The sequence below is a fragment of the Streptomyces sp. NPDC041124 genome (assembly GCF_055592385.1).
Window position 1 is genome coordinate 834,858 of record NZ_JBVIYR010000001.1, and the last position, 24,803, is coordinate 859,660.

24 protein-coding genes and 1 pseudogene are annotated in these 24,803 nt (G+C 72.2%); 9 read left to right on the top strand and 16 right to left on the bottom strand.

Annotation, left to right across the window (positions count from 1 at the left end; translation table 11 throughout):
• Positions 1-60 precede the first annotated feature (60 nt).
• On the top strand, positions 61-387 hold the full coding sequence (locus ACZ6A9_RS03950; protein ID WP_468977593.1) for a PLD nuclease N-terminal domain-containing protein: 327 nt from the start codon (positions 61-63) through the stop codon (positions 385-387).
• A gap of 25 nt (positions 388-412) precedes the next feature.
• On the opposite strand, the gene ACZ6A9_RS03955 is transcribed toward ACZ6A9_RS03950, so the two are convergent.
• Positions 413-2,197 (bottom strand): serine/threonine-protein kinase, encoded by a 1,785-nt coding sequence (locus ACZ6A9_RS03955; RefSeq protein ID WP_468977597.1) that lies wholly within the window; start codon positions 2,195-2,197, stop codon positions 413-415.
• A gap of 172 nt (positions 2,198-2,369) precedes the next feature.
• Between ACZ6A9_RS03955 and ACZ6A9_RS03960 the strand changes: the two genes are divergently transcribed.
• Entirely contained in the window at positions 2,370-2,969 is a 600-nt protein-coding gene (locus tag ACZ6A9_RS03960) for a TetR/AcrR family transcriptional regulator (protein ID WP_468977602.1), read from the top strand.
• Positions 2,970-2,985: 16 nt separating this feature from the next.
• Here ACZ6A9_RS03960 and ACZ6A9_RS03965 read toward each other — a convergent pair whose 3' ends face one another.
• The 9 genes from ACZ6A9_RS03965 to hemL all read right to left on the bottom strand — a co-directional run bounded on the left by ACZ6A9_RS03965 (position 2,986) and on the right by hemL (position 12,875).
• On the bottom strand, positions 2,986-3,870 hold the full coding sequence (locus ACZ6A9_RS03965) for a hypothetical protein (RefSeq protein WP_468977607.1): 885 nt from the start codon (positions 3,868-3,870) through the stop codon (positions 2,986-2,988).
• A 125-nt stretch (positions 3,871-3,995) separates the two neighbouring features.
• Positions 3,996-4,760: a CDP-alcohol phosphatidyltransferase family protein gene (locus ACZ6A9_RS03970; protein WP_468977612.1), complete on the bottom strand. Its 765-nt coding sequence runs from the start codon at positions 4,758-4,760 to the stop codon at positions 3,996-3,998.
• Between the two features lie 269 nt (positions 4,761-5,029).
• On the bottom strand, positions 5,030-6,142 hold the full coding sequence (gene ccsB / locus ACZ6A9_RS03975) for a c-type cytochrome biogenesis protein CcsB (RefSeq protein WP_468977616.1): 1,113 nt from the start codon (positions 6,140-6,142) through the stop codon (positions 5,030-5,032).
• Positions 6,139-7,890 (bottom strand): cytochrome c biogenesis protein ResB, encoded by a 1,752-nt coding sequence (resB, locus tag ACZ6A9_RS03980; protein ID WP_468977621.1) that lies wholly within the window; start codon positions 7,888-7,890, stop codon positions 6,139-6,141. The genes ccsB and resB overlap by 4 nt, the downstream gene beginning before the upstream one ends.
• 4 nt (positions 7,891-7,894) lie before the next feature.
• Entirely contained in the window at positions 7,895-8,668 is a 774-nt protein-coding gene (locus tag ACZ6A9_RS03985) for a cytochrome c biogenesis CcdA family protein (protein WP_468977624.1), read from the bottom strand.
• Position 8,669: 1 nt separating this feature from the next.
• A complete protein-coding gene (locus ACZ6A9_RS03990; RefSeq protein WP_468977627.1) occupies positions 8,670-9,320 on the bottom strand; it encodes a TlpA family protein disulfide reductase in 651 nt (216 codons plus the stop codon).
• 78 nt (positions 9,321-9,398) lie between these two features.
• Positions 9,399-10,679 (bottom strand): polysaccharide deacetylase family protein, encoded by a 1,281-nt coding sequence (locus ACZ6A9_RS03995; protein ID WP_468977965.1) that lies wholly within the window; start codon positions 10,677-10,679, stop codon positions 9,399-9,401.
• 175 nt (positions 10,680-10,854) lie between these two features.
• Complete coding sequence (locus tag ACZ6A9_RS04000; protein ID WP_468977630.1) at positions 10,855-11,562, bottom strand: histidine phosphatase family protein; 708 nt, start codon at positions 11,560-11,562, stop codon at positions 10,855-10,857.
• On the bottom strand, positions 11,559-12,875 hold the full coding sequence (gene hemL / locus ACZ6A9_RS04005) for a glutamate-1-semialdehyde 2,1-aminomutase (protein WP_468977633.1): 1,317 nt from the start codon (positions 12,873-12,875) through the stop codon (positions 11,559-11,561). The genes ACZ6A9_RS04000 and hemL overlap by 4 nt, the downstream gene beginning before the upstream one ends.
• 305 nt (positions 12,876-13,180) lie before the next feature.
• Here hemL and ACZ6A9_RS04010 point away from each other — a divergent pair, with 305 nt between their 5' ends.
• Entirely contained in the window at positions 13,181-13,789 is a 609-nt protein-coding gene (locus tag ACZ6A9_RS04010) for a hypothetical protein (RefSeq protein ID WP_468977635.1), read from the top strand.
• 176 nt (positions 13,790-13,965) lie between these two features.
• Here ACZ6A9_RS04010 and ACZ6A9_RS04015 read toward each other — a convergent pair.
• Positions 13,966-14,142 (bottom strand): annotated as a pseudogene (locus tag ACZ6A9_RS04015) (pyridine nucleotide-disulfide oxidoreductase); the annotation flags it as partial.
• Positions 14,143-14,226: 84 nt separating this feature from the next.
• On the opposite strand from ACZ6A9_RS04015, the gene ACZ6A9_RS04020 reads away from it, so the two are divergent.
• On the top strand, positions 14,227-15,123 hold the full coding sequence (locus tag ACZ6A9_RS04020; RefSeq protein ID WP_468977638.1) for a phosphorothioated DNA-binding restriction endonuclease: 897 nt from the start codon (positions 14,227-14,229) through the stop codon (positions 15,121-15,123).
• A 294-nt stretch (positions 15,124-15,417) separates the two neighbouring features.
• A complete protein-coding gene (locus ACZ6A9_RS04025; RefSeq protein ID WP_468977641.1) occupies positions 15,418-16,200 on the top strand; it encodes a DUF1775 domain-containing protein in 783 nt (260 codons plus the stop codon).
• A gap of 108 nt (positions 16,201-16,308) precedes the next feature.
• On the opposite strand, the gene ACZ6A9_RS04030 is transcribed toward ACZ6A9_RS04025, so the two are convergent.
• The 3 genes from ACZ6A9_RS04030 to ACZ6A9_RS04040 form a co-directional block, all read right to left on the bottom strand.
• A complete protein-coding gene (locus ACZ6A9_RS04030) occupies positions 16,309-16,950 on the bottom strand; it encodes a sigma-70 family RNA polymerase sigma factor (RefSeq protein WP_468977644.1) in 642 nt (213 codons plus the stop codon).
• 195 nt (positions 16,951-17,145) lie between these two features.
• Complete coding sequence (locus tag ACZ6A9_RS04035) at positions 17,146-17,787, bottom strand: hypothetical protein (protein ID WP_468977648.1); 642 nt, start codon at positions 17,785-17,787, stop codon at positions 17,146-17,148.
• A 163-nt stretch (positions 17,788-17,950) separates the two neighbouring features.
• Positions 17,951-18,343 (bottom strand): winged helix-turn-helix transcriptional regulator, encoded by a 393-nt coding sequence (locus tag ACZ6A9_RS04040; RefSeq protein ID WP_468977652.1) that lies wholly within the window; start codon positions 18,341-18,343, stop codon positions 17,951-17,953.
• Positions 18,344-18,439: 96 nt separating this feature from the next.
• Between ACZ6A9_RS04040 and ACZ6A9_RS04045 the strand changes: the two genes are divergently transcribed.
• Positions 18,440-19,321, top strand: a complete 882-nt coding sequence (locus ACZ6A9_RS04045) for an NAD(P)-dependent oxidoreductase (protein ID WP_468977657.1) — start codon at positions 18,440-18,442, stop codon at positions 19,319-19,321.
• Positions 19,322-19,362: 41 nt separating this feature from the next.
• On the opposite strand, the gene ACZ6A9_RS04050 is transcribed toward ACZ6A9_RS04045, so the two are convergent.
• Positions 19,363-19,773 (bottom strand): MerR family transcriptional regulator, encoded by a 411-nt coding sequence (locus ACZ6A9_RS04050; protein WP_468977663.1) that lies wholly within the window; start codon positions 19,771-19,773, stop codon positions 19,363-19,365.
• Positions 19,774-20,147: 374 nt separating this feature from the next.
• Here ACZ6A9_RS04050 and ACZ6A9_RS04055 point away from each other — a divergent pair, with 374 nt between their 5' ends.
• The 3 genes from ACZ6A9_RS04055 to ACZ6A9_RS04065 all read left to right on the top strand — a co-directional run bounded on the left by ACZ6A9_RS04055 (position 20,148) and on the right by ACZ6A9_RS04065 (position 22,940).
• On the top strand, positions 20,148-21,656 hold the full coding sequence (locus ACZ6A9_RS04055) for a SulP family inorganic anion transporter (protein WP_468977670.1): 1,509 nt from the start codon (positions 20,148-20,150) through the stop codon (positions 21,654-21,656).
• Positions 21,657-21,709: 53 nt separating this feature from the next.
• Positions 21,710-22,327 carry a glyoxalase gene (locus ACZ6A9_RS04060; protein ID WP_468977676.1) on the top strand — a complete coding sequence of 206 codons (618 nt, stop codon included), beginning with the start codon at positions 21,710-21,712 and terminating at the stop codon, positions 22,325-22,327.
• An 85-nt stretch (positions 22,328-22,412) separates the two neighbouring features.
• The gene (locus ACZ6A9_RS04065; protein ID WP_468977683.1) at positions 22,413-22,940 is read left to right on the top strand and encodes an SHOCT domain-containing protein; all 528 of its coding nucleotides are present in this window, start codon (positions 22,413-22,415) and stop codon (positions 22,938-22,940) included.
• Positions 22,941-23,013: 73 nt separating this feature from the next.
• On the opposite strand, the gene ACZ6A9_RS04070 is transcribed toward ACZ6A9_RS04065, so the two are convergent.
• Positions 23,014-24,783: a sigma-70 family RNA polymerase sigma factor gene (locus ACZ6A9_RS04070; RefSeq protein WP_468977968.1), complete on the bottom strand. Its 1,770-nt coding sequence runs from the start codon at positions 24,781-24,783 to the stop codon at positions 23,014-23,016.
• Between the last annotated feature and the right edge of the window lie 20 nt (positions 24,784-24,803).

A 24,803-nucleotide genomic window follows, 5' to 3' on the forward strand; every position in this document is an offset into this window, starting at 1 on the left:
GAGCGGTTACCCTGGCCCTGTACCGCCCACCGCTTTCGCTGCTTTCGCTGGAGAGGCCCCATGTTGCGGGTGCTGATGTTCCTCGTGCCCCTGGCACTGAGCGTGTACGCGTTCATCGACTGCATCAGTACGAAGGACGAGGACATCCGTCACATGCCCAAGCCGTTGTGGGCGATCCTGGTCCTGCTGTTCCCGCTGGTCGGGTCGATCTCCTGGCTCATCGCCGGCAAGAAGCGCCACCCCGTGGGCGCGGGCGGCTCCGCGTGGGGCGGCGGCCGCCGCCAGTGGGTGGCGCCGGACGACAACCCCGAGTTCCTGAAGTCGCTGGACGACGACAAGGACAAGGACGACAAGCCGGGGGACGGCGATCGCGGCGGGTCCGCCTGACCGCCGCCGCCCGCGTCAGCCCCCGTCAGCTCCTGGCCCAGCGCTGACCCGCCGACCCGTCGCACTCCCGCGCCATGATCATGCCGCTCGGCCGGGCATGGTCCAGGCACTTTCCGGTCTTGGTGAGGACCACGGTGCCGCCCGCACCGAGACGCCACTCCTGGGCGTCGTCCGCGCCGCAGGTCGCGCTGTGCATGGATCCGTAGGCGGACAGGCAATTGCCGGTCGTCTGCTGGACGATCCGGTAGGCGCCGGACGCCGTGCTCCGCAGGCTCCAGCGGGCCGTCCCGGCAGTGCAGCTGCCCCCGGAGACATAGCCGTACCCGGGTCCGCCGGAGGCGGTGAGGCACTGTCCGCTCCCCCCGTTGCGCAGGGTGGATCCGCCCGTCGACGGCGCCTCGGCCCGCCCGTCCGGGGCCGCGTCGTCCCCTCCGCCGCCGCCCGCGTCCGCGCCGTCGTCCGGTGCGGATCCGCCGCCGCCCTGCACGCCGGCGTCCTGGTCGTCCGCGCCGGCGCCCGGCGCTCCTGGGGTGGTCGCCGACTCCCCGGATCCGGACTCCGGCTCCTTCTCCGAGGAGGACGGTGACGGCTTCGCGGATCCGCCGGCCGTTCCCGACGGGGTCGCGGTCGCGGAGACCGTGGCCGACGAGGAGGCGGGGGGAGGTCCGGCCGCGTCGCTGGCGTCGGTGATGTGGGGCAGGAGGGTGAAGGCGAGGGTCGTTCCCGTCACGACGACCACCACGGGGACGAACACGGGCAGGACACGGGTGCGGCGGCGCTCCTTCCGGGACGCCTCAGGCTTCTCCGCCTCCTTCGCCCGCTCCTTCTCCTGCTCCGGCCCGGGGGCCGGCTGCCGCGGCGGCGGCTCGGGGAGCGTGAGATCACCGGCGTCCGGGACCGCCGCCGCGAACGCGGCCCGTGCGGCCAGCTGCTCCGTGACGGCCGACGGCCACAGGGGCGGGGCGAACGGACCGTGCCGGTCGGCGATGCCGACCAGCTCCGCGGCGGTGGGCCGGCCCTCGTAGTCCTTGTCCAGGCAGGCCGCGACGACCTCGGCGAGCTCCGGGTCCACCTCCCGGACGGCGTCGAGGTCGGGTTGCTCGTGCACGATCCGGTACAGCACGCCGTGCCCGGACTCGTCACCGAACGGCGGCCGGCCGCTCGCCGCGTACGCGAGGACCGAGCCGAGCGCGAAGACGTCGACGGCCCCGGTCGACCTGCGTGCTCCCGACGCCTGCTCGGGGGACATGTAGGCGGGGGTGCCCACCACCATGTTGGTGACGGTGATGGTGCTCTGCTCGGCGGCGCGGGCCACGCCGAAGTCGATGAGGGCGAGGCCGTCCAGGGTGAGCATGACGTTGGACGGCTTGATGTCCCGGTGCACCATGCCCAGCGCGTGGACGTCGGTGAGGCCGGCCGCGGCCTCACGCAGCAGCAGCCACAGTGCCTCGGCGGGAAGGGGCCCTCCGTGGACCTCGAGCGCCTCGCGCAGGGTGAGGCCGGGGACGTAGGCGGTGGCGAACCACGGCGGGCGGGCGGTGCGGTCGCCCGCGAGGAGCGGGGCGGTGGCGTGCTCGGGTAAGCGGGCCAGGTTGTCCAGCTCGTGTCCGAAGCGGCGCAGGAAGTCCTTGTCCTCGGCCACGATGGACGGCAGCAGCTGTTTGACCGCGGCGTACCGGCCCTCGTGCACGCCGAGGTAGACGCGGCCCATGCCGCCGGCTCCGAGCCGCCCGACGAGCGGGATCGGCCCGATCCGTCGTGGGTCCTCGTCCTCCAGCGGCTCGGCGCCGCTTCCGCCCAGCTCGATCACGCGTGCCCCGTATTCGTCTTCCGTCGGCTCACCACCCGTGGCGGTCCACCCGCTCCCCCGCGACGGGCGGACCGCACGCCGGCAGGGGTCAGTCTGAACCAGCGCGGGCTAGGATTGGAAGGGAATTCTAGAAATTCACTCCAGAAAAACCGGAAGGTACAGCGACCGCGCGATGAGCCCCAAGCAGCACCGTGGTGAGGTCACCGCCGAACAGCTCCTGGACGCGGCGCTGCGGGTCTACGGCGAGTCGGGCGAACAGGGTCTCACCGTGAGCGCGGTGACCGGGGCGAGCGGTGTCAGTCCCGGCAGCCTCTACCACCACTTCGGCAGCATGGACGGCCTGTTGACGGCTCTGCTGATGCGCTGGCTGGAGCGGCTGCTGGTGGAGATGGTCACGGCGCTGGAGCGGTCGGACTCCGCCCGCACCGGCATCGAGGCCCTCGTGCGGGCGTACCTGTCGTTCATCCGGGACCACCGCGAGGCGGGCCTCCTCCTGCACTCCTCCCGCGCCGACGAGATCGGCATGCGGCAGGCGAAGCAGCTCCGCGACGCCCAGGAGGCCCGGCTCACCCCGCTCACCGCGTGGGTGAGCGGGCACGTCGCGTCGGGAGAGGTCGCGCCCCTGCCGCTGTCGCTCCTGGAGTCACTCATCCTCGGCCCGGTGGTCGGCGTGAGCCGCCGCTGGCTGACCCTCGGTGACGTCGACCTCGACGAGGCGACGGAGGTCCTGCCGGACCGGATCTGGCGGTCGGTCAGCGCGGCCGCGGAGTGAGCGCGGCCCGGCCGCATCACTCCTCGGCGAAGATCTCCCCGGCCTCCGGGACGACGACGGCCCGGCCGAGCCAACGACGGAGGACGTCGAGGTCGGCGCACTCCGTGATGCGTCCGCGGACGTCGTCCGGCACGTCGAGACCGCGCTGCTCCAGAACGACCAGGATGTCCTCGGCACGACCTTCGGCTCGGGCTTCGGCGCGGGCTTCTTCCCGGATCTCTTCGACGAGGTAGGACTTGTAGAAGGAGAGGTCCACGGCCACCAGGTTCCTCCAGAGGTGCTTGGCCGGGTACTTGCCCAGGCCCTGTGCGGTGAATTCGACGATGGGGTCCGCGATGTCTTCGGGCACGTCCCGCAGTGCGGTGGAGAGGGCCTTCAGTATCGCATTGACGGCGGGTTCGGCCGCGTGTGTGATGGCCGCCAGGCTGGCCAGGACGAGGTCGGCGCGGGCCTCGTCCGGGTCGGTGATCACGGGCATGTTGTGCGGTCCTGCGACCACGGGACGCAGGGTGAGGGTGGGCATCTGGGGCGGTCCGCTGCTGACGGCCCGCTGGGCCCACTTCGCCGTGGCGTGGTCCTGGCAGACGACGAGGAGGGCGGTGGGCAGCCGGTACTTCGTCCACAGGTAGGCGGTGTAGTACGCCCAGCTCGCCGGCTTGTCCGGGTCCCTTTTCCTCTGAGCCTCGATGGCCAGCAGGAAGTCACCCTGCTCCGCGGTCTCGAACTTCAGCAGCGTGTCGACCCGGCGTTCGACGAGGCTGGTCTCGGTGAGGTCGGTCGGCAGGGGCGTGGCCCCGACCGGTCTGGGGAGGTCGACTCCGAGGAAGCGCGAAACCCGGCTGAACAGCCCGGGGTCGTGCTGGAAGATGCGGTGCATCGCCTCGTGGGGCGGCTTGACCATCGGTTTCCTTGCTCTCAACTGACACAGCCGACATATGTCTTCGGCATGTGCGTAGAACGTAGGGAAACCGGGCCCTTGTGGAGTCCCGAACCGGCGATGTTCACCCAGGCGAGTGAGCCGCCGGGTCAGCGCAGGCGGGAGGAGGAGAGGATCGACAGCAGGTGGGCCGGGACCATCACCCAGGTGATGACGGCGAGCGCACCGAGCGCCCAGCGGGTCGGGTCGATGCTGTCGGTCAGCGCGTCGGCGACGGCGGCGACGAGGAGGACGAGCGACGCCTCGATGCCGTTGGTGACGCGGTGGATCTTGAACGCGGCGGCGACGCGGCGGACCGTGGCCACTCCCTGGGAGCGGGGGCGGGTCGACTCGTCGTCGGCGACCATCAGGCCCCTGCGGGCCCGGGCGACGTCCACCAGGTCGGTGGAGGCCTTGAGCAGGACGACGCCCAGGGCGGTGGCTATGCCGACCGACAGCCAGCCGCCGACGCCCGACTCGGCGGCCCGGTAGCCGGCTCCGGCCAGCAGGGCCGCGTCGGCGAGGTACGCGCCGAGCCGGTCGACGTAGATGCCGGTCGCGCTGTTCTGGCCCTTCCAGCGGGCGACCTCGCCGTCGACGCAGTCGAAGAGGAGGAAGAGCTGCATGAGGATCACGGCGAGGATCGCGCCGGTCAGGCCGGGGATCATCAGTGCGGCGCCGGAGGCCACGCCGCAGACCACCATGGTCCAGGTGAGCTGGTCGGGGGTGACCGGGGTGCGGACCAGGTGGCGGGTGGTGCGCAGGGAGATCTTCCGCATGTACAGCCGGCCGGCCCAGTGTTCGCCGTTGCGGCTCTCCATCTTGGCCTGCGGCTGGCAGACCTCTCGCAGCTCCTCCAGTGCCGGAGCACCCATGACGTTCCTCCCAGGCCCAACTGCCGCGCGTGCGGCGACGATCGGGCCAGGGTACAGAGGGGGTGCCGTGCGTCCGACGGGGGGCGGGGCCGGGAGGTTCCCGCCCCCGCCGCCCCTTCCCGTCCCGTCTCCGGGGGCTTTGCCCCCGGACTCCCTTCCGGCCCTGAACGGGCCTCGCCCTCAAACGCCGGACGGGCTGGGAATCAGCCCCTCCGGCGTTGCGGGAGCGGGGTGTGGGGCGGGGCAACCCCGGGCCCGTCCCCCGTGTGTCAGAAGCCCGCCGCGTGCAGCGCGCCCAGGCCGACGTCCGCGTAGGAGTGCTTGCCGGAGACGAAGATGTTGACGCCGTAGTAGTTGAACAGCCAGCAGCCGAACGCCGCCAGGGCGAGGTAGGCGGCCTTGCGGCCCTTCCAGCCGGCGGTGGCGCGGGCGTGCAGGTAACCGGCGTAGGCGACCCAGGTGATGAAGGACCAGGTCTCCTTGGGGTCCCAGCCCCAGTAGCGGCCCCACGCGTCACCCGCCCAGATCGCGCCCGCGATGATCGTGAACGTCCACAGCGGGAACACGGCCGCGTTGACGCGGTAGGCGAACTTGTCCAGGGAGGCGGCCGCAGGCAGTCGCTCCAGGAACGAGGTCGCGAAGCTGCCGGGCCTGCCGCCGTTCGCCAGCTTGTTCTCGTACGCGTCCTTGAACAGGTACATGATCGTGGCGAACGCGCCGACGTAGAACACCGCGCCGCACAGGATCGCCGTGGAGACGTGGATGTACAGCCAGTACGAGTGGAGGGCGGGGACGAGCTGGTCGCTCTCGGTGTACAGCACGGTGACGGCGAGACCGAGGTCGAGGAGGACCGAGGTGGTGAGGAACAGGCCGAGCCAGCGGACGTTCTTCTTCAGCGCGAGGAGCAGCAGGTAGACGCCCACCGCGGTGGTGGAGAACGTGATGTTGAACTCGTACATGTTGCCCCACGGCGCCCGCTCCACGGACAGCGCGCGGGTGAGCACGCCGCCGAAGGCGAGGGCGAAGGCGAGCACGGTGAGGGAGATGGCGATCCGCCCGTAGAGGTCGCCCTTCTCGTCCCCGCCGTGCGCTCCCGGCCCGTCGGGCACGTCGCGCGAGCCCGTCGCGGCGCGGACGACGACCTTCGGCCGCTCCAGCACGGCGGTGCCGCCGGACCGCTTCACGGTGACGGCCGGGGCTGCCGTCTTCGCCGCCGTCCCGGGGGTCAGGGCCGCGGCCGTGCGGGCGACCTTGCTGCGGCTGCCGAGGAGCCATTCGCCGATGTACGCGAAGAAGGCGAGGGTGTAGACCGCCATCGCGGAGTAGATCAGCACGTTGCTGATCTCCGCGAGGCTCTCGTTGGTCGCGGCGGCGAGAGTCACTGCTGCTCAGCCCCTTCGGCAGGCACGGCATCGGGATCGGGATCGGGATCGGTTGACGCGGAGGTCCGGGCGGACGTCTCGTCCGGGCCGGGGGCCGGGACGCCCGGGGCCTCGTCGTACAGGAGTCCGGCGAGTTCGCCGAGTTCCTCGGGCACCTTGGCGGACTCGCTGCGGCCGAGGCCCGCCATCTCGACGACGGTGACCCCGTCGGGGCCCTCGACGGCGCGCACCCACACGCGCCGGCGCTGGATGAACAGGGAGCCGGCGAGTCCGGCGATCGCGACGACGGAGCCGCCGAGGGCCCAGCCGCCGCCCGGTTCCTGGACGATCTGGTAGCCGGCCCACTCCCTGATGTCCTTCTCGAAGGTGACGGAGCCGGCGCCGTTCGGGAGCGTCATGGTCTCGCCGGGCATGAGCAGCTGCTTGAACAGCTCGCCGTCGGCGTCCTTGAACTCCTTCATCTTGGTCTTGTCCATCTGGTACACGCTCTGCGGAATGCCGGAGTCGGCCTTCAGGTCGCCGTGGTAGGCGGACAGGGCGAGCACCGGATAGTCCAGCGCGGGGAACTGGGACAGCATCGTGCCGCTGGCGGAGCCGCCGAAGGTGGGCACGAAGAAGGCGTTGAAGCCGAGCTGTTCCTTCTCTCCCTGCGGGTTGCGGTAGCCGTCGAGGACCTTGACCACGCCGGAGGAGGTGACGTTGGCGTCGAGCGGCAGCAGCGGCACGGCGTCCTGGAAGACGACCTTGCCCTTGCCGTCGCGGACGGTCACGACGGGCGCGTAGCCGTGGCTGACGAGGTAGACCTTGGCGTCGCCGATCTCCAGCGGCTTGTTCACCTTGACGAGAGCCGTCTTCTCCTCGCCGTCGGCTCCCTCGGTGTAGGTGAGCTCCGTCTCGTACGTGCGCGGGGTGCCCTTGTTGGGGCCGCTGCGCTCGTAGGTGCCGGTGAACTCCTTCACGTGGAAGCTGAACGGCTCCAGGTCCTCGTTGGTGAACAGGTTGCCGGACTTGAAGTCGTCGTACTGCGTGAGCGTGTTGGCGAAGCCGTCGCCCTCGACGATCAGCTTGTTGCCCTCGGACTTGAAGAGCTGGCCCCAGGCGAAGGCGATCAGCATCACGATCAGCGCGATGTGGAAGAGCAGGTTGCCGACCTCGCGCAGGTAGCCCTTCTCGGCGGCGATCGCGTCACCGACGGCGTGGGCGCGGAAGCGGCGCTTCTCCAACAGGGCGAGGGCGCTCTCGCGCACCTGCCCGGGTGTGGCTCCGGTGCGCCAGGTGGTGTGGGCGGGCAGCCGGGTCAGGCGCCGGGGGGCGCCCGGCGGGCGGCCGCGCAGCTGGCCCACGAACTGCCAGGTGCGGGGCACGATGCAGCCGATGAGGGAGATGAACAGCAGGATGTAGATCGCGGAGAACCACACCGAGCTGTAGACGTTGAAGAGGCCGAGCTTGTCGTAGACCGGCGCGAGGATGTCGTGCTGCTCGCGGAAGTCGGCGACCTTGGTCTCGTCGATGCCGGTCTGCGGGATGAGCGAGCCGGGGATCGCGCCGAGGGACAGCAGCAGGAGCAGCAGCAGCGCGACCCGCATGGAGGTGAGCTGCCGCCAGAACCAGCGGACCCAGCCGATGACGCCCAGGGAGGGCAGGTTCGGCGGTTCCTCCTTGGGCGCGGTGGACAGCTGGGAGCCGGCGGCGCCCAGGTCCTGGTCGTCACCGGTCTTCGGGGTGTTGTCCGTCGTGGTGTCGCTCATCGGGTCAGATCCCCACCGTGAAGCCGTTGGACCAGGTCTGCATCTCCGCCACGAGGGCGTCCCACGCGCCGGTCAGCAGCAGCACACCGGTCACGATCATCATCGTGCCGCCGATGCGCATCACCCAGACGTAGTGCCGCTTGACCCAGTCGAAGGCGCCGAGCGCCTTGCGGAAGGCGACGGCGGCGAGCACGAAGGGGACGCCCAGCCCCAGACAGTACGCGACGGTCAGTATCGCGCCGCGTCCGGCGCTCTCCTGCTGGGCGGAGAGGGTGAGCACGGAGGCGAGGGTGGGGCCGATGCAGGGGGTCCAGCCGATGCCGAACAGGGCGCCGAGGAGGGGCGCGCCGGCCAGCCCGGCGGCGGGCCGCTTGTGGAAGCGGAACTCGCGCTGGGTGAGCCAGGGCATCAGGCCCATGAAGAAGACGCCCATGAGGATCATGAGGACGCCGAGCACCTTCGTCAGGACGCCCGACTGTTCCTGGAGGGTCTGCCCGAAGTAGCCGAAGAAGGCGCCGCCGGAGACGAACACGACGGTGAAGCCGGCGACGAAGAGGGCGGCGCCGGCGACCATCCGTCCGCGCCGGGCCTCGGCCAGGTCGGTGCCGGAGACGCCGGTGACGTAGGAGAGGTAGCCGGGGACGAGCGGCAGCACGCACGGCGAGAAGAAGGAGACGAGCCCGCCGAGCACGGCGATGGGCAGGGCGACCAGCAGGGCGCCGTTGAGCACGGTGCCGTTGTAGCCCGTCTCGGCGGCGAGGGTGTGCAGGGCCGTCACGTCACTTCTCCGCGACGACCGGCTGGAGCATCTTCAGCAGCCGCTTCTCGTCGAGGGCCGTCAGCGAGCGGGCCGCGATCTTCCCGTCCCGGTCCAGGACCAGGGTCGAGGGGACGGCCTGCGGGTTGAGGGTGCCCTTCTCGAAGCGGAGCATCAGCTTGCCCGTCGGGTCGTACAGACTCGGGTAGGGAATGCCGAAGTCCTCCTCGAAGGCGAGGGCGGCCGTGGTGCTGCCGTCACGCGTGTTGATGCCGACGAACTGCACCCCCTTGTCGGCGTAGTCCTTCGACACCTTGGCGAAGTACTTGGCCTCCGCGCGGCACGGGTTGCACCAGGAGCCCCACACGTTGAGGACGACGACCTTGCCCTTGTAGTCGGCGACGTCGAGCGGCTTGCCCTCGAGTGTCTTGCCGGACAGTTCGGGCGCGGCGGCGCGCCGGCCCGCGGCGGCCGTGGAGATGCCGTCCTCGCCGACCACGAAGTTGGTGTTGCCTCCGCCGCCCGACGTCCCGCCCGACCCGCACGCCGAGACGAGCAGTGCGGTCGCGGCGGCGCCCGCGGCCAGGGTGGCGCGGCGGCGGACGCGGGTGGCGCGGCGTGAGCTCTGCGGGGCTCGGTTCGAGCGCTGGGGGGCACGGCTGGCGGCACTCATGTGAAAAGTTTCGCATGCCCGTTCTGGGGATCTTGCGCACCCCCCTGCCCGGCCCCCTAGCGGGGGGAAACCCGCATATCAGGCGGCGTCGGGGGCGCCCGTCCCGGTGGTGCCCGCGGGCACCCTGGCGAACGCCGTCCAGCCGCCTGCGGGTTTCTGCCCCACGTCCAGGGTGCGCAGCCGCTCCAGCACCTCGGGCCGCTGTACGTCCAGCCAGTCGGTGAACTGCCGGAAGGAGACGAGCCTCACGTCGCCGCCCTTCTCCTTCTCGCGCGCGATGTGCTTCAGCGCCTGTTCCACGGCGTCCATGTAGATGCCGCCGTTCCACTGCTCGAAGTGGTTGCCGACGAAGAAGGGCGCCCGGTTCGACTCGTACGCCCGCTGGAAGCCGGATATGTAGGCACCGGCGGCCTGTTCGCGCCAGCCCGGGTAGTTGTGGGCGGGGGCCCTGGTGGTGTTGAGGGACTGGTTGGCGAGCATGTTGTAGTCCATCGACAGGACTTCGAAGGAACGTCCGGGAAAAGGTATCTGCTGGAGCGGCAGGTCCCATATGCCCTGCTTCTTCGCGGGCCAGACCTGCCGCCCGCCGGGCGAGGAGGCGTCGTAGCGCCAGCCGAGCGCGCGGGCGGTGGGCAGCAGCCGTTCCTGGCCGAGGAGACAGGGTGTACGGCCGCCGACGAGTTCCTTGTCGTAGTCGAAGGGCAGGGACTCCAGGTCGGTCCAGCCGGAGTTGGTGCGCCATTCCTTCACGAACGACGTGGCCTGCTCGATCTCGCTGCGCCACTGCCGCGACGTCCAGTTGCCGACGCTGCCGGAGCCGGCGCAGAAGTGGCCGTTGAAGTGGGTGCCGATCTCGTGGCCCTCGAGCCAGGCGCGGCGGAGGTTCTTCAGCGTGTCCTTGATGTGCCCGTCGGTGAGGTAGCCGATGTCGGAGGCGCCGCGCGGGTTGTTGGGCGGGTCGTAGAGCCGCTTCTTCGACTCGGGCAGCAGGTACACGCCGGAGAGGAAGAAGGTCATGGCCGCGCCGTGCTCCTTGGCGAGGTCCAGGAAGCGCGGGAAGAGCCCGTTGCCGACCTCGCCGGCCCCGTCCCAGGAGAAGACGACGAACTGCGGGGGTGTCTGACCCGGCTCCAGCGGCACCGGCCGCTCCGGCTGGTGGGGCTGCGCGCCGGTGAAGGAGGTGGAACCGTCACCGATGGGGCGGGCCATCCTCGCCGGCTCCGGCTCCGCCGTCCCGGTCCGGTCGCCTCCCCCGGAGCGGGAGGCGTCACCGGGAGTCGCGTCCGAGCCGCCGTGGCCGCCGCAGCCGGCCAGCGAGACGGCGGCAGCGGCACCGGCCCCCGCACCGAGCCCGAGCATTCCCCTGCGGGAGAGAGCGCGCACGGCGTCCCCCTTCGTCAGTCCTTCGGTGGTCACTGACTCAGAGGACCCGACGGAGAGAAGGGTTCCCGTCACGTGAGGAGGTTTCGCAACGACGTCCCGGGGGCCGTGACCTCCCGGGACCCACGTCCGTTGCGCACCCCTTGGCGCGCGGCTACGCCCCGAAGGCCTTGCCCTTGCCCTTCACCGGCTTGGCGCCCGCCAGCAGGTGCGCGGGAACGAGGTCGCGGGCCGGCTCGCTGTAGCCGACGGAGACGATCCTGTCCCCCCGGTAGGTGAACGTGGTCAGCGAGGCGAGGGTGCACTGCCGCTTGCGCGGGTCGTGCCACAGCCGCCGCTTCTCGACGTAGGACCGCACGATCCAGATCGGCAGCTGGTGGCTCACCAGCACCGCCTCGTGCCCCCGCGCCGCGTCCTTCGCCGCGTTCAGCGCGCCCATCATCCGGATGACCTGATCGACGTACGGCTCGCCCCAGGACGGCTTGAAGGGGTTGACGACGTGCTTCCAGTTGGCCGGGCGGCGCAGCGCGCCGTCGCCGATGCCGAAGGTCTTGCCCTGGAAGACGTTCTCCGCCTCGATCAGCCGCTCGTCGGTGGCGATGTCCAGGCCGTGCGCCTTGGCGATCGGCTCGGCCGTCTCCTGCGCCCGCTCCAGCGGGGAGGCGACGACATGGGTGATGTCGCGCGGCGCGAGGTGCTCACCCACCCGGTCGGCCATGCGCCGGCCCAGCTCGGAGAGGTGGTAGCCGGCCAGCCGGCCGTAGAGGACACCGTCGGGGTTGTCGACCTCGCCGTGCCGCATCAGGTGGACGACGGTGATGTCGTCGCCCTTGTCCGGGGCGCTCGTGCCGTGGGCGCTCATGCCGTGGCCTCCGCCGCCGCCCGGGCCGCCGCCGGGAGGGCGTCGGCGATGCGCTGCACGGCCCGCTCGTCGTGGGCCGTGGACACGAACCAGGACTCGAACGACGACGGCGGCAGGTAGACGCCGCTCGCCAGCAGCGAGTGGAAGAACGCGGTGAAGCGGAACGACTCCTGCGCCTTGGCGTCCTCGTAGTTCCGCACCGGCCGGTCGGTGAAGAACACCGAGAACATGCTGGAGGCGTTCTGCAGCGTGTGCGCGACGCCCTCCTTGCTCAGCGCCTCGGTGACGAGCGACTGGATCTGCGCCGAGACGGCGTTCACCTTCTCGTACGCGGCGTCGTCGAGCAGCCGCAGCTGGGCGAGGCCGGCGGCGGTGGCGACGGGGTTGCCGGAGAGGGTGCCGGCCTGGTAGACGGGCCCGGCGGGGGCGAGGTGCGCCATGACGTCGGCGCGCCCGCCGAAGGCCGCGGCCGGGAAGCCGCCGCCCATCACCTTGCCGAAGGTCATCAGGTCGGGCCGCACCCCGTCGACGCCGTACCACCCGGCGCGGCTGGTGCGGAAGCCCGTCATCACCTCGTCGGAGATGTACAGGGCGCCGTTCGCGGCGCACGCGTCCTTGAGCCCCTGGTTGAACCCGGGCAGCGGCGGTACGACGCCCATGTTGCCCGGCGACGCCTCGGTGATCACGCAGGCGATCTCACCGGGGTGCGCGGCGAACGCGGCGTGCACCGCGTCGAGGTCGTTGTACGGCAGCACGATCGTGTCGCCTGCCTGCGCGCCCGTCACGCCTGGCGTGTCGGGCAGCGCGAAGGTGGCCACCCCCGACCCGGCGGAGGCGAGCAGCGAGTCGACGTGCCCGTGGTAGCAGCCGGCGAACTTGACGACCTTGGTGCGCCGCGTGAACCCCCGGGCGAGCCGGATCGCCGACATGGTGGCCTCGGTCCCGCTGGAGACCAGCCGCACCTGCTCCAGCGGCTCGATCCGGGCGACCATCTCCTCGGCGAGCGCGACCTCGCCCTCACCGGGGGTGCCGAAGGACGTACCGCGTGCGACGGCCTCCTGGACGGCGGCGATCACCTCGGGGTGCGCGTGCCCGAGGATCATCGGACCCCACGAGCACACGAGGTCGACGTACTCGCGTCCGTCGGCGTCGGTGAGGTAGGGACCGGTTCCGGACACCATGAACCGGGGGGTGCCGCCGACGGCCCGGAAGGCACGCACCGGTGAGTTCACACCACCGGGAGTGACGGCCGCGGCACGATCGAACAGCGCCTGCGAGGCTTGGGCTTCGTACGAATATGGCAGTTCGCTCATGACCTGCGACTTCTCCGACCTTCTCCGACGTCCCGGGACTCTCGCCGGGCTGCGGGTGCGTGTGACGTGTTTCAGGGTAGGCCAGCGGCGGCCTTCGGCATCCGGCCCCCGATTCGCCGTGATCTGCGAAACTGTCGTCTGGTACACACAGCTCACACGGCCAGGGCGGCGAGGGGCCGCGGCCGTCCCCCGGACGAGATGTCCGACCGCACGTTTCGGCGGGCGGCCGTGGGGGAGGTCACTGTCACGATGATCGGGTTGCGCGGCGGGGCCCGCGCGCCCTAGAAAAGCAGTCGGGTGGAGATATGCATCGCGGTGGCGGACTGGGCGAGGGGACTGACGACCTGGGTCCTCGACGTGCCCGGCGGGGAAGGCACCGACGCGAGGCGGAGGAATCGGACGAGACACGCCGCACCCACGGCGAGCCGGAGCGGATCGGCCCCCTGAGCGGGCCGGGGAGCGGGAATGGTGGTCGGGTGGGGGTGACGTACAAGTACTTCGGCGCGCCGGACGGCGCCACCGCGGCCCGCGTCCCGATCTCGATGCGCCCCGAGGAGCTCGGCGGCGACGAGCTCGGCATGAACGGCATGTTCACCAAGATCAAGCCGGAGACCATGGCCGCGATGGTCCTCACGGGCATCGAGGGCGTCCCCCTGCACAAGGTCCCGCCCCTGGAGCTGGTCGTCCTGCACCCCGACTACGCGGTCGTGAAGCTCCCCATGACGGTCGTCGACCCCCTGCGCGGCATAGGCGAGGAAGCGGTCGGCGCGGCGGCGTTCATCTGGTCCACGGTCCCGGACCGCGGCGGCCCCCGCGACGCGTTCAACGTGTACCGACTACTGCACGAGTGGCAGGACTTCTCGCACCGGCTGCATGAGGCGGGGCATCAGCCGTACTGCCTGGTGTGGCCCTGAGTCCGGGTTTCGTGAGAGTCGGGCGAGGTCTTCGGGCCTCGCCCTTGTCCGTGCCGGAGCGGGGCCGTCAGGCGGCCGGGGCACAGGGACGGCACATCGGTTCCGCCGAGGGTGGTGATGTGCCCTGCGGCTCTCCGGTTGGCGAGGGCTCCGCGCCTGTTCAGGTTCTGCTGACGCGCGATCCGTCGGACCGCCTCGCGGGCGGGGCGGCCCACACCGACAAGGGTGGCGGAGGCAGGTCCGGTCCAGTCGCCGTAACCGAGTAGGTGCGGGCGGGGCTCACCAGCGGCGAGGGTCCCGGAGGTCGCGACGTGGCCGCGCGGGCCGCGCAGTCCGAGCGGGGCGAGGTGCCAGGGCGGGCCGGGCGCGGCGGCTCCGATCACGACGTCACGGGCGGCCCGGTGCGGGTACGCGCCGCCCGTCTACCATCAGCGGGCATGGACTGGCTGGAGCGGATCGCGAAGCTGAGGCAGTGGACCAGGAGCGGTACCCGCGCTCCGCACAAACCGCTGCTGCTCCTGTACGCCCTCGGCCGGTTCCACCACGACGCCGACGGTGACCTGCGCTACAGCGCCGTGGAACAGGACCTGCGGCACCTGCTGACCGAGTACGGCCCGCCGAACCGGACCACACCCGCCTACCCCTTCCACCACCTGGTCGGCGACGGTGTCTGGGAGGTCCGCACCGATCGCGGTCCGGGCAGTCCCGGCACCGGGGTGCGGGACCTCCGCGAGACGGGCGCCACCGGGCGGCTCGCGCCGGACCTGCGAGCGGCCCTGCGACGCGAACCGGACCTGCTGGACAGGATCACGCGACTGCTTCTCGACCAGCACTTCCCACCCTCCCTGCACGGAGAACTGCGCGAGGCCGTCGGCCTGGAACGGGAACCGGCTCGAGCCGAGCGGCTCTCGGCGGTGGTACGCAGGCAGCGGGACCCGCGGATGCGGGAACTGGTGCTGACCGCCTACGAGTACCGGTGCGCCTTCTGCGGCTACGACGGCAGGATCGGCGCGGTACCGGTCGGCCTGGAGGCCGCCCACGTGCGCTGGTGGGCGTTCGGCGGACCCGACGAGGTCGAGAACGGGCTGTGCCTGTGCTCGCTGCACCACAGGCTCTTCGACAAGGGCGTCCTCGGCGTGGGGGACGACCAGCGCGTCCTGGTCTCCCAACGCTTCGTCGGTCACAGCCCCGCCGCCCGCGAGCAGGTCACGGCCCTCGCGGGACGCCCGCTCATCGGCCCGCAGCCCGGCTCGCGCCCCGTCGCCTCCGTCCACCGCGACTGGCACGCCCGGCAGGTCTTCCACGGCGAACCCCGCCCTGCCGCGGCCGCCTGACCCCGCGGTGCCCGCGGCGGACGGGTGCGCGGGCAGGTCCGGCTCAGTCGAGCGCTCCGCCGACGTAGAGGACTCCGCCGACCGCCGGCAGGCCGCCCACGAGTCCGGAGACGAAACGGACGCAGGCGTCGCCGTACCCGCCGGTCGCGGTGCGGTCGCCCGCGTCCCCGTCTTCCCGTACCGGCGGTGCCCAATCGGGTCGGACGGCCTCCGCTCCGCCGCCACGTGACGCGCGCCACACCGTCCGGCCGGAACTCACCGGACGTGCCGTCCGACTGCCTGAACGATCCTCAGTTGCCGCTCACCACCGACGAACACCCGGAGTCCGTTGTGTCCCGTCCCAGCAAGGCGCGCACCGCACGCCGTCTCGCCACCGTCAGCGCGGTCCTCGCCACGGCCGTCGTCGCCGTCGCCGGACCGGCGTACGCCCATACGGAAGTCACGGGGAAGGACGCGCGCGCCCTCGCGCAGAACGTCACCCTGGACTTCCACGCCGCGTCCGAGTCCTCCTCCGCCGGCATCACCAAGCTGGAGGTGGTCCTCCCGGAGGGGCTCGTCCCCACCGACATCACCTACGAGCAGGGCCCGCAGGGCTGGAAGTTCGACACCACCAGCCGTGGCTGGACCGTCTCGGGCCCCGAACTGACCAAGGGCGAGGACGCCGCATTCTCGGTGACGGTCCGGCAGTTGCCCGACGCCAGGGAACTGGTCTTCAAGACGCTCCAGTCCTACGGTGACGGCCGCGTCGACCGCTGGGTCGAGCTCGAGGACTCGGGGGGCGACGGGCACGGGCACGGCCACCCCGCTCCGACGCTGAAGCTCGGCGCCGCCGAACCGGGGGCGAAGACGGTCGCCCCGAGCCCCACCGCAAAGGCCACGACGGCCGCGCCGGCCGGCGCCTCGGCGGGCGAGCGGCCGGATCCGGCGGACACGCCGTCCACGCGGCAGGCGGCCGGGGAGAACGCGGGCGAGGACGGCGGGGGGTCTCCCGCCGTGTGGATCGGTGCCGGTGCCGTGGCGCTGCTCGCGGCCGGCGGCGTGTGGTGGTCCAGGCGCCGCGGCACGCCGTCCGCGTGACGCGTTCCAGGGCGGGTGCGCCGGGGGCGCAGGCGCCACGGAGGCTCGGGGACACGGCCGGGTCCCCGAGCCTCCGTGACCGCCCGCCACGGCCGGCCCCCGGGTCCGTCAGGCCGCGGCGCCCGCCGGTTCGGCCCGCTCGGCGTCGTGCAGCGACCGGATGAGTGAGGAGCGGGCGCGGGCGACCCGGGAGCGGACCGTACCGACCGGGCAGTCGCTGAGCTCGGCCGCCTCCGCGTAGGGCAGCCCGAGGAGTTGCGTGAGGACGAACGCCTCGCGGCGTTCCGCGGGCAGCGCGTCCAGCAGGTCGGCGAGGGCGACGCCGTCGTCGAAGCCCGGCAGCCCGCGGGGCTGGGCGCCCTCGGCGGCCGCCTGCCAGTCGTCGGTGTCGGCGGGGCGGGGCCGGGCGGAGGCGTACCGGTAGCTGTCGATCACCGCGCGTCGGGCGATGGACAGCAGCCAGGTCCGGGCGGAGGAGCGCCCCTCGAAACGGTGCAGGCTGCCGAGGGCCCGCAGGAAGGTGTCCTGTGCCAGGTCCTCTGCGGCCTGGGGGTCGGCGCTGAGATAGGTGACGTAGTGGCGGACGTCTCGGTGCAGGGCACGGACGACGTTCTCCACGGCCGCCGGGTCGCCGCCGCGGGCGGCCAGCAGCCAGGCGGTCGTCGACTCGTCGACGGTGGGGGTGTCCTCACGTGTTCTCGCGGCGTGTCGCGTGTTCTCGGGTGCGACAGACAGGGCAGGACCGATCACCTGGTGTCCTTTTCGGGAATCCGGACCTCCGGCATGCGGACGTCCGGCATCCGGACCGGGGCGTGCGGGGCACGCGGCGGATCCGGTGTGGGCGGGGGGGGTGGCGGGCGTGCGCGCGCACGGCGGCGTACGCCCGTTGCCCGAGCCGTCCCGGCGCATCGTGGTGCCGGGGACGGGGTCGGGGAACCGGCTGTCTCAGAGGACAGCGGTCCCCGTGGGCGGGCCCCGAGAGGTGATCGTGCAGACGAGGAGCAGCCGGCGCGGCGTACGGTCGCTCCGGCCGCGGCGGGCGGGGACGTTCGGGTGGTGCGCGGGTGTGGGCGGGGCGAGCGGCAGCCGCAGCGGGGCGGCCAGCCATCCGGCGAGGGTCCGCAGGATGCGGAAGACCGCGCGTTCGCCGTGTGCGAGCCACAGGCCGCACAGGAGCGCGGCCAGCAGATGGGCGGCGAGCATGCCCGCGGAGGACATCCCCTCCGGCGAGTGTGTGGCGTGGGCGGTGTGGGCCGGGTGGCCCGCGTGCGCCGCCGAGGTCACGTGCTCCACGGGATGCGGTCCGGCGCCCGGCGACCCGGGCGTGGCCGACAGCTCCTGCGCGTACGAGAACCACAGGTGCAGTGCCGTCTGGGCGGCCGGCACGGCCAGGGAGACGAGGAGCAGCCCGCGCTCCCGGCCGGCCAGGCCCCATACCGCGCCGCCGACCACCGCCGTCGCGCTGCCGAGCGCCCACCACGGCACCGTGGCGCCGGACATCAGGCTGTGCCCCAGGGCGGCGAGCAGCACGCAGACGGCCGCGAACACCGCGGCCCGTGTCGTGCGGAAGCACCACCCAGCAGTCATGGCGGCTCATCCTCGCATTCCCGGCCCCGCCGTCCTGTGGGGTACGGAAACTTCCCCCGTCCGGCACTCAGCACTCTCGCGGTGATCCGCGTCACAGTAAAGAGGGCCTGCCCGGGGGGAGTGGGGCCCGGCCGCCGTCAGGACGGCGCTTCCCGGCCCCGGTTCAGGCGGGACGAGCCGGTCCCGAGACACCAGGGCGCTCGGCGACGACCGTGGACGGTTCGGGCGTCCGGTCCCTGCCCCAGGCGGCCAGTGGTTCGAGGGCGGTGTTGAGGCGCTTGCCGTCCTCGGTGAGGGAGTACTCGACGCGGGGCGGCACCTCCTCGTAGGAGACGCGGCGCACGATGCCGTCCGTCTCCATCTCGCGCAGGTGCGAGGCGAGCACCTTCTCGGTGATGCCGGGGAGCAGTCGGCGCAGTTCGCCGAAGCGGCGGTGGGGGTGCTCGTGGAGCGCCCAGAGGATCAGCACTTTCCACTTGCCGCCGATCACCTCCATCGCGGTGTCGATGCCGCAGACGTGGCCGTGCGGTGTGCCGGGCCGGTTCAGCGTGGTCATGCCTCACCCCTTCTACGTGCTCGCTCACCCCGGGGTAACCACCCACTCCGAAGTGCGTACTTGATCGCCTCCGGGCCTGGCTCCAGCCTATGCGGCATGGCACAGAACACCTTCCGGAAGACGTCCGTCACGCTGCTGGGCCTCGGCGCGATGGGCACCGCGCTGGCCCGCACCTGGCTCGCCGCCGGGCACCCGCTCACCGTCTTCAACCGCACCCCGGCCCGCTCCGCGCCGCTCGCCGCCGAGGGGGCGACGGTCGCGGGGAGCGCCGCCGCCGCCGTCGCGGCGAACACGCTGGTCGTCGTCTGCCTGCTGGACGACGCCTCGGTGGAGGAGACGCTGGCCGGCGCCGATCTGGCCGGCAAGGACCTGGTCAACCTGACCACCACCACACCGGGCGAGGCCCGTGCGCGCGCCACGTGGGCCCGTGCACGCGGCGCCCGCTACCTGGACGGCGGGATCATGGCCGTCCCTCCGATGATCGGCACGCCCGACAGCGGCGGATACGTCTTCTACAGCGGTTCGCGGGAGCTGTTCGAGCGGCACCGGGAGACGCTGGCCGTGCCCGCCGGCACCACCTATGTCGGCGAGGAGGCGGGCGGTGCGGCCCTGCACGACGTGGCCCTGCTCAGCGCCATGTACGGCATGTTCGCCGGGGCCGCGCACGCCTTCGCCCTGATCCGCGCGGCGGACGTCGACCCCGTCGCCTTCGCCCCGTTCCTCGCCGACTGGCTGGTCGCGATGGCCCCGGCCGTGCACGGGACCGCGGGCCGGCTGCGCAGCGGCGACCACACCGAGGGCGTCGTCTCCAGCCTCGCCATGCAGGTGGCCGGCACGCCGACCTTCCTGCGCACCGCCGAGGAGCAGGGCGTCAGCCCGGAACTGCTCGCGCCGTACTTCGCGTTGATGCGCCGCCGCCTGGCCGAGGGCGGTGGTGAGGAGGATCTGGCGGGCGTGATCGACCTGCTGGCACGCTGACCGGCGGCCCCGGCCGGGGGAGCGGGTTTCCGCCCGCGATGTCAGGGCGTGGGGGTGGCCTCCGGTGCCAGGCGGTGGGCCAGGTCGGCGGCGAACTCCTCGGCGCGGGCGAGCTGGGTGCGCAGGGTCTCCACCCGCTGCTGGGCGGCCCGCTCGAAGTCCCGGATGCGCTCCAGCAGGGCCTCCATCAGCTCGGGGGAGAGCGCGTCGCCCGAGTCCAGCCGGTCGGTGGCTTCGAGCAGGGAGCGCATCTCGTCGAGGGAGAAGCCGAGCGGCTTCATCCGGCGGATGACCATCAGCCGGGCCACGTCGGCCTCGGTGTAGAGGCGGAATCCGCCCTGGGAACGGGCGGACGGGATGACCAGGCCGGTCTCCTCGTAGTGCCGGATGGTGCGCAGCGAGAGCTCGGTCCGTGCGGCGACCTCGCCGATCTGCATGTGTGCGCTGCTCACGCGAAGTGCCGTCCTCGTCTCTCGCCGGGGCTGCGGGCAGCCGACACCGATCTCTACCCTAACGTTAGGGTAGAGTTGCCCGGGTCAGCCGTGTCGGGGCCGACGAAGCCCCCGGCGAAGACCATTGTCCACAGGAGAGAGCGTGCGCATGTCCGTGCTGCCCGGCGCCGCTGTCTGCCCGCCGTGACCCTTCGCCCGCCGGCGCCGCCGCTTCTCCGCACGCCTCGCCGCGCCGCTGCCCCCTGACGCCGGTCCGCCGCCCCCGGACTTCACGGACGGCCCCTCCGGCCCCCGTGTCCCGCATGCCTCCCCTGCCCTTCCCGCGCGCCCGCACCGATGCCGGGCATGCCCGAGCACGACAGGTTCACTTCGTCTTGTCCACTTCCGCTCTGTCCCCCTCCGCCTGGCTGCGCGGCTCCCGGCGCCCGTCCTGGCTCTCCGACCCGAAGGTGCTGCGCACCGAGGTGCTGGCCGGTCTCGTGGTGGCGCTGGCCCTGATTCCCGAGGCGATCTCCTTCTCGATCATCGCCGGGGTCGATCCGGCGGTCGGTCTGTTCGCCTCGTTCACGATGGCGGTGACCATCGCGTTCGTCGGTGGCCGCCGGGCCATGATCTCCGCCGCGACCGGTGCCGTCGCCCTGGTCATCGCACCGCTCAACCGTGACCACGGCTTCGGTTACCTGGTCGCGGCCGTCATCCTGGCCGGTGTCTTCCAGATCGCGCTCGGCGCGCTCGGGGTGGCGAAACTGATGCGGTTCGTGCCGCGCAGCGTCATGGTCGGGTTCGTCAACTCCCTGGCGATCCTCATCTTCATGGCGCAGGTGCCGGAGCTGATGGACGTGCCGTGGCCGGTCTATCCGCTGTTCGCCGCCGGGCTGGCGCTGCTGGTCCTCTTCCCGAAGGTCACCACCGTGGTCCCGGCACCGCTGGTGTCCATCGTGGTCCTCACCGTCCTCACGGTCGGCGCCGGGATCGCCGTGCCGACCGTGGGCGACAAGGGCGAGCTGCCGTCCTCGCTGCCGGTGCCCGGGCTGCCGGACGTGCCGTTCACCCTGGACACGCTCACCACGATCGCGCCCTACGCGCTCGCCATGGCCCTGGTCGGCCTGATGGAGTCGCTGATGACGGCCAAGCTGGTCGACGAGATCACCGACACCCACTCCTCCAAGACCCGCGAGTCCGTGGGCCAGGGCATCGCCAACGTCGTCACCGGCTTCTTCGGCGGCATGGGCGGCTGCGCGATGATCGGCCAGACCATGATCAACGTGCGGGTGTCCGGGGCCCGTACCCGGCTGTCGACGTTCCTGGCGGGCGCCTTCCTGATGGTGCTGTGCATCGCCTTCGGGCCGATCGTCTCCGACATCCCGATGGCGGCGCTGGTCGCGGTCATGGTCATGGTGTCGGTCGCCACGCTCGACTGGCACTCCGTCGCGCCGAAGACACTCCGGCGCATGCCGGCCGGTGAGACCACCGTCATGGTCGTCACCGTCGTGTGTGTGGTCGCCACCCACAACCTCGCCGTCGGTGTGGTCGTCGGATCGGTCACCGCGATGGTCGTCTTCGCCAAGCGGGTCGCCCACCTCGCCGAGGTCACCGCCGTCACCGACCCCGACGGCGGCACGGTGGTCTACCGGGTGACGGGTGAGCTGTTCTTCGCGTCGTCCAACGACCTGGTCGGACAGTTCGCCTACGCCACCGACCCCGACAAGGTGGTCGTCGACCTGTCCGCCGCGCACATCTGGGACGCCTCGTCGGTGGCCGCCCTGGACGCCATCGAGACCAAGTACGCCCAGCGCGGCAAGAAGGTCGAGATCGTCGGGCTGAACGAACCCAGCGCGCGGATCCACAGGACGCTCAGCGGCGAGCTCACCGGCGGTCACTGACCGGTCAGTTTTCGAGAAGCGGACGGGCCCGGGTCGCCCCTACCGTCGAAGGCATGAACTCCATCGACTCCGTGACCCTCGAGGTGGCCGACCCCGACGCCGCCGCACGCTTCTACGCCGACGCCTTCGCCCTGGACCCGGCGCGGGTGCGCGTGCGCGGCTCGGACGCCCCCTCCACCGGCTTCCGCGGGTTCACCCTCTCCCTCGTGGTGTCCCAGCCGGGCGACGTGGACGCCCTCCAGGCCGCCGCCCTCGACGCCGGCGCCACCACCCTGAAGCCCGCCTCGAAGTCGCTGTGGGGCTATGGCGGTGTCGTCCAGGCCCCCGACGGCACGGTCTGGCAGCTCGCGACCTCCTCGAAGAAGGACACCGGCCCGGCCACCCGGGACGTGGACGAGATCGTGCTCCTGCTGGGCGTCGAGGACGTCAAGGCGAGCAAGCAGTTCTACGTCGAGCGGGGCCTGACCGTGGGCAAGAGCTTCGGCGGCAAGTACGTCGAGTTCACCACCGCCCCCGACACCGTCAAGCTGTCGCTGTACAAGCGCCGCGGCCTGGCCAAGGTGGCCGGTGTGTCCCCGGACGGCACGGGATCGCACCGCCTCACGGTCACCAGCCCCGCCGGCCCGTTCACCGACCCGGACGGCTTCGCCTGGGAGGCGGCCGACCGGTGACCGGCATTCGTACAACCTTCACCTAATGGTGCGTGTCTAGGTGTAGGCGGCACGTACCACGCCGCACCGAAGTCAGGAGCACCATATGTCCAGCAATGCGCTGATGACCTTCAAGAGCCACATCGAGGGCAGGAACGCCGACGTGGCCATCTATCACGACCGGGTCGAGTGGGCGCGGGGCGGCATGAGCGCCAAGAAGCTCACGGCCGGCTTCCTGACCGGCGGCGCCTCGCTGCTGGCCACGGGGGTCCGCAGCTCCAAGGCCGGCAGCGAGATGATCCCGGTCAAGAGCATCTCCAGCGTGGTGACCAAGCGGGACGGTCTGCTGTACACCAAGGTGGTCGTGGTGGCTTCGGGCAACACGATCGATTTCCGGGTGCCGCACGACTCCGCCCCCGGCATCAAGGCACTGCTCACCGACTTGGTGCTCGGCAAGGTCCCCGCCCCCGACCAGGCGCCTCCCGCCGCTCACCCGGTTCAGCCTGCCGCCCCCACGCCGCAGGCGAGTACGCCCGTCGAGCAGTTGCGACAGCTGGCGGAACTGCGGGACGCGGGCATCCTCTCTGAGGAGGAGTTCACGGCAAAGAAGGCCGAGATCCTCGCCCGCATGTGAGGTACGTCGGGGCACTCGGTCCGCCGCGTTGTCCGCTGCCCGCGCACGGCGCGGTCCACCGCCGGCGGTTGTCTCAGAAGCCGAACACCTGCGTCCACGTCCAGTCGTTCTGCGTCACGCCGACGCCGAGGGACTTCAGGGAGCAGTTGAGGATGTTGGCGCGGTGGCCCTCGGAGTTCATCCAGGCGTCCATGACGCTCGCGGCGGAACTCTGCCCCCTGGCGATGTTCTCCGCGCCGGGGCTCGGGTGGCCCTGGGCCTTGGCGCGGTCGACGAAGCTGCTGCCGTTCTGCCCGGTGTGGGAGAAGTAGTTGTGGGCGGACATGTCCTCGCTGTGCAGCTGGGCCGCCCTGGCGAGCCGGTCGTCGGCCTTCACGGGGCCGCAGCCCGCCTTGGCGCGCTCGGTGTTGGTGAGGCTCAGGACCTGGGCGGCGGGGCCTCCGGCAGGGGGAGCGGCAGGGGCCTTGGGCTCGGGCTGCGCGGGCGGCTTCGCGGGTGCCGTGGTGCGTGCGGGGGCGGCCTTCGTCTCGGACGTGTCCGGGCCGGGCGTGGCGCTGGGCTTCGGCTTCGTGGCGGACGCACTGGGCGAGGGGGAGGACGAGGCGGAAGGGGAGGTGGAGGACGCCTCGGCGGACGGGGCGGTGGACCCCGGGGTGGGCAGGGACGAGTCCGGGGCGCTCTCGGCGGCCGCCCGCACCCGGTCCGTGTCGCCGTCCGGGGTCAGGACGGCTATCGCGGATATCGTGCCGCCGGTGACCAGCAGCGCGGCGGCCACCGCCGCGACGGTCCTGCCGCGCCGCCTGCGCTGACGGCTGCGGGCGCGCAGGTGCGTGCGGTGGCCCACCACGGGACCGGCTTCCGGGCTCGCGGAGGGGTCGGAGCCGGACGCGGGTCCGGTGCCGTCGCCGTACGCCGTCCCCCGGCCGCCCCGCGCATCGCCGGCCCCCGCCCGCGCACCGCCGTCCCCGTCCGGCCAGGTCCCGCCCGGCCCCGCGGACAGCACCCCCGTCTCGCCCGCACCGGGCGCCGTGCCCCACCCGTCGGCTCCCGTCGCCTCCCCGGCGAAGGACACCGGCGTCGCGTCCGCCGTGCCGGCGCCGAAGACGGTGAACAGGGCGGACGCGGCGAGCAGGCCGGCGCCCACCGGGACCAGGCCCAGGCCGACCAGCAGCCCCTCCGCAGGAACGAGCCCCGACTCCAAGCCCGCGCACACCGTGCAGTCCCGGACGTGGCGGGCGACCCGCTTGCGCCACAGGGCCGAGGGGGCGCCGTCCCAGGACGCGACCACGTCGTCGAGGAGGACGCAGCGCGGGTGCGCGGCCAGCGCCCGCACCACCAGCCGGGCCGTCTCCAGCTGAGCCTTCATCCGCTGCACCCGCACCGCCGTGTGCTGCGGGGACAGCTCCATCGCGGCCGCCACCTCGGCCCGGGTCAGCTCGCCCGCCGCCTCCAGCCACCACAGCGACAGCAGCGCCTGGTCGTCGGGGTCCAGCCAGCGGGTGGCCTCGGCGGCCTCCCGCCGCTGGCCCTCCAGGCCGAGCCGCACGATCGTCAGGTCCACGAAGTCGGCGCCCGGGTCGGCGACGTCGTACGCGTCGTGCAGCGCCGAACTGGGCGGCGCCGTACGGTGATCGCGCCAGTGGTGGCGGAGCTGGTTCATGGTGATGGCGACCAGCCAGGACCGGAAACCGGCGGGATCCTTCAGCGAACCCAGCGCGGCGAGGGCGCGCAGCATGGTCTCCTGCACCACGTCGTCGACGTCGGGGTGCCCGTTCAGGGCCCGGCCCACGATGTTGTAGACCAACGGGAGGTAGGCGGCGACGAGTTCGTCCTGGGCGCGCATGTCGCCACGCCGTGCCGCCT

Coding starts and splice junctions, on each gene's coding strand:
- ACZ6A9_RS04035 (WP_468977648.1), bottom strand. CDS start 17,787: ATGACTGCTGGGTGGTGCTTCCGCACGACACGGGCCGCGGTGTTCGCG.
- ACZ6A9_RS03950 (WP_468977593.1), top strand. CDS start 61: ATGTTGCGGGTGCTGATGTTCCTCGTGCCCCTGGCACTGAGCGTGTAC.
- hemL (WP_468977633.1), bottom strand. CDS start 12,875: ATGAGCGAACTGCCATATTCGTACGAAGCCCAAGCCTCGCAGGCGCTG.
- ACZ6A9_RS04070 (WP_468977968.1), bottom strand. CDS start 24,783: ATGCGCGCCCAGGACGAACTCGTCGCCGCCTACCTCCCGTTGGTCTAC.
- ACZ6A9_RS03965 (WP_468977607.1), bottom strand. CDS start 3,870: ATGGTCAAGCCGCCCCACGAGGCGATGCACCGCATCTTCCAGCACGAC.
- ACZ6A9_RS04000 (WP_468977630.1), bottom strand. CDS start 11,562: ATGAGCGCCCACGGCACGAGCGCCCCGGACAAGGGCGACGACATCACC.
- ACZ6A9_RS04045 (WP_468977657.1), top strand. CDS start 18,440: ATGGCACAGAACACCTTCCGGAAGACGTCCGTCACGCTGCTGGGCCTC.
- ACZ6A9_RS03995 (WP_468977965.1), bottom strand. CDS start 10,679: ATGCTCGGGCTCGGTGCGGGGGCCGGTGCCGCTGCCGCCGTCTCGCTG.
- ACZ6A9_RS04040 (WP_468977652.1), bottom strand. CDS start 18,343: ATGACCACGCTGAACCGGCCCGGCACACCGCACGGCCACGTCTGCGGC.
- ACZ6A9_RS04020 (WP_468977638.1), top strand. CDS start 14,227: ATGGACTGGCTGGAGCGGATCGCGAAGCTGAGGCAGTGGACCAGGAGC.
- ACZ6A9_RS03970 (WP_468977612.1), bottom strand. CDS start 4,760: ATGGGTGCTCCGGCACTGGAGGAGCTGCGAGAGGTCTGCCAGCCGCAG.
- ACZ6A9_RS03990 (WP_468977627.1), bottom strand. CDS start 9,320: ATGAGTGCCGCCAGCCGTGCCCCCCAGCGCTCGAACCGAGCCCCGCAG.
- ACZ6A9_RS03960 (WP_468977602.1), top strand. CDS start 2,370: ATGAGCCCCAAGCAGCACCGTGGTGAGGTCACCGCCGAACAGCTCCTG.
- ACZ6A9_RS04060 (WP_468977676.1), top strand. CDS start 21,710: ATGAACTCCATCGACTCCGTGACCCTCGAGGTGGCCGACCCCGACGCC.
- resB (WP_468977621.1), bottom strand. CDS start 7,890: ATGAGCGACACCACGACGGACAACACCCCGAAGACCGGTGACGACCAG.
- ACZ6A9_RS04065 (WP_468977683.1), top strand. CDS start 22,413: ATGTCCAGCAATGCGCTGATGACCTTCAAGAGCCACATCGAGGGCAGG.
- ACZ6A9_RS04010 (WP_468977635.1), top strand. CDS start 13,181: ATGCATCGCGGTGGCGGACTGGGCGAGGGGACTGACGACCTGGGTCCT.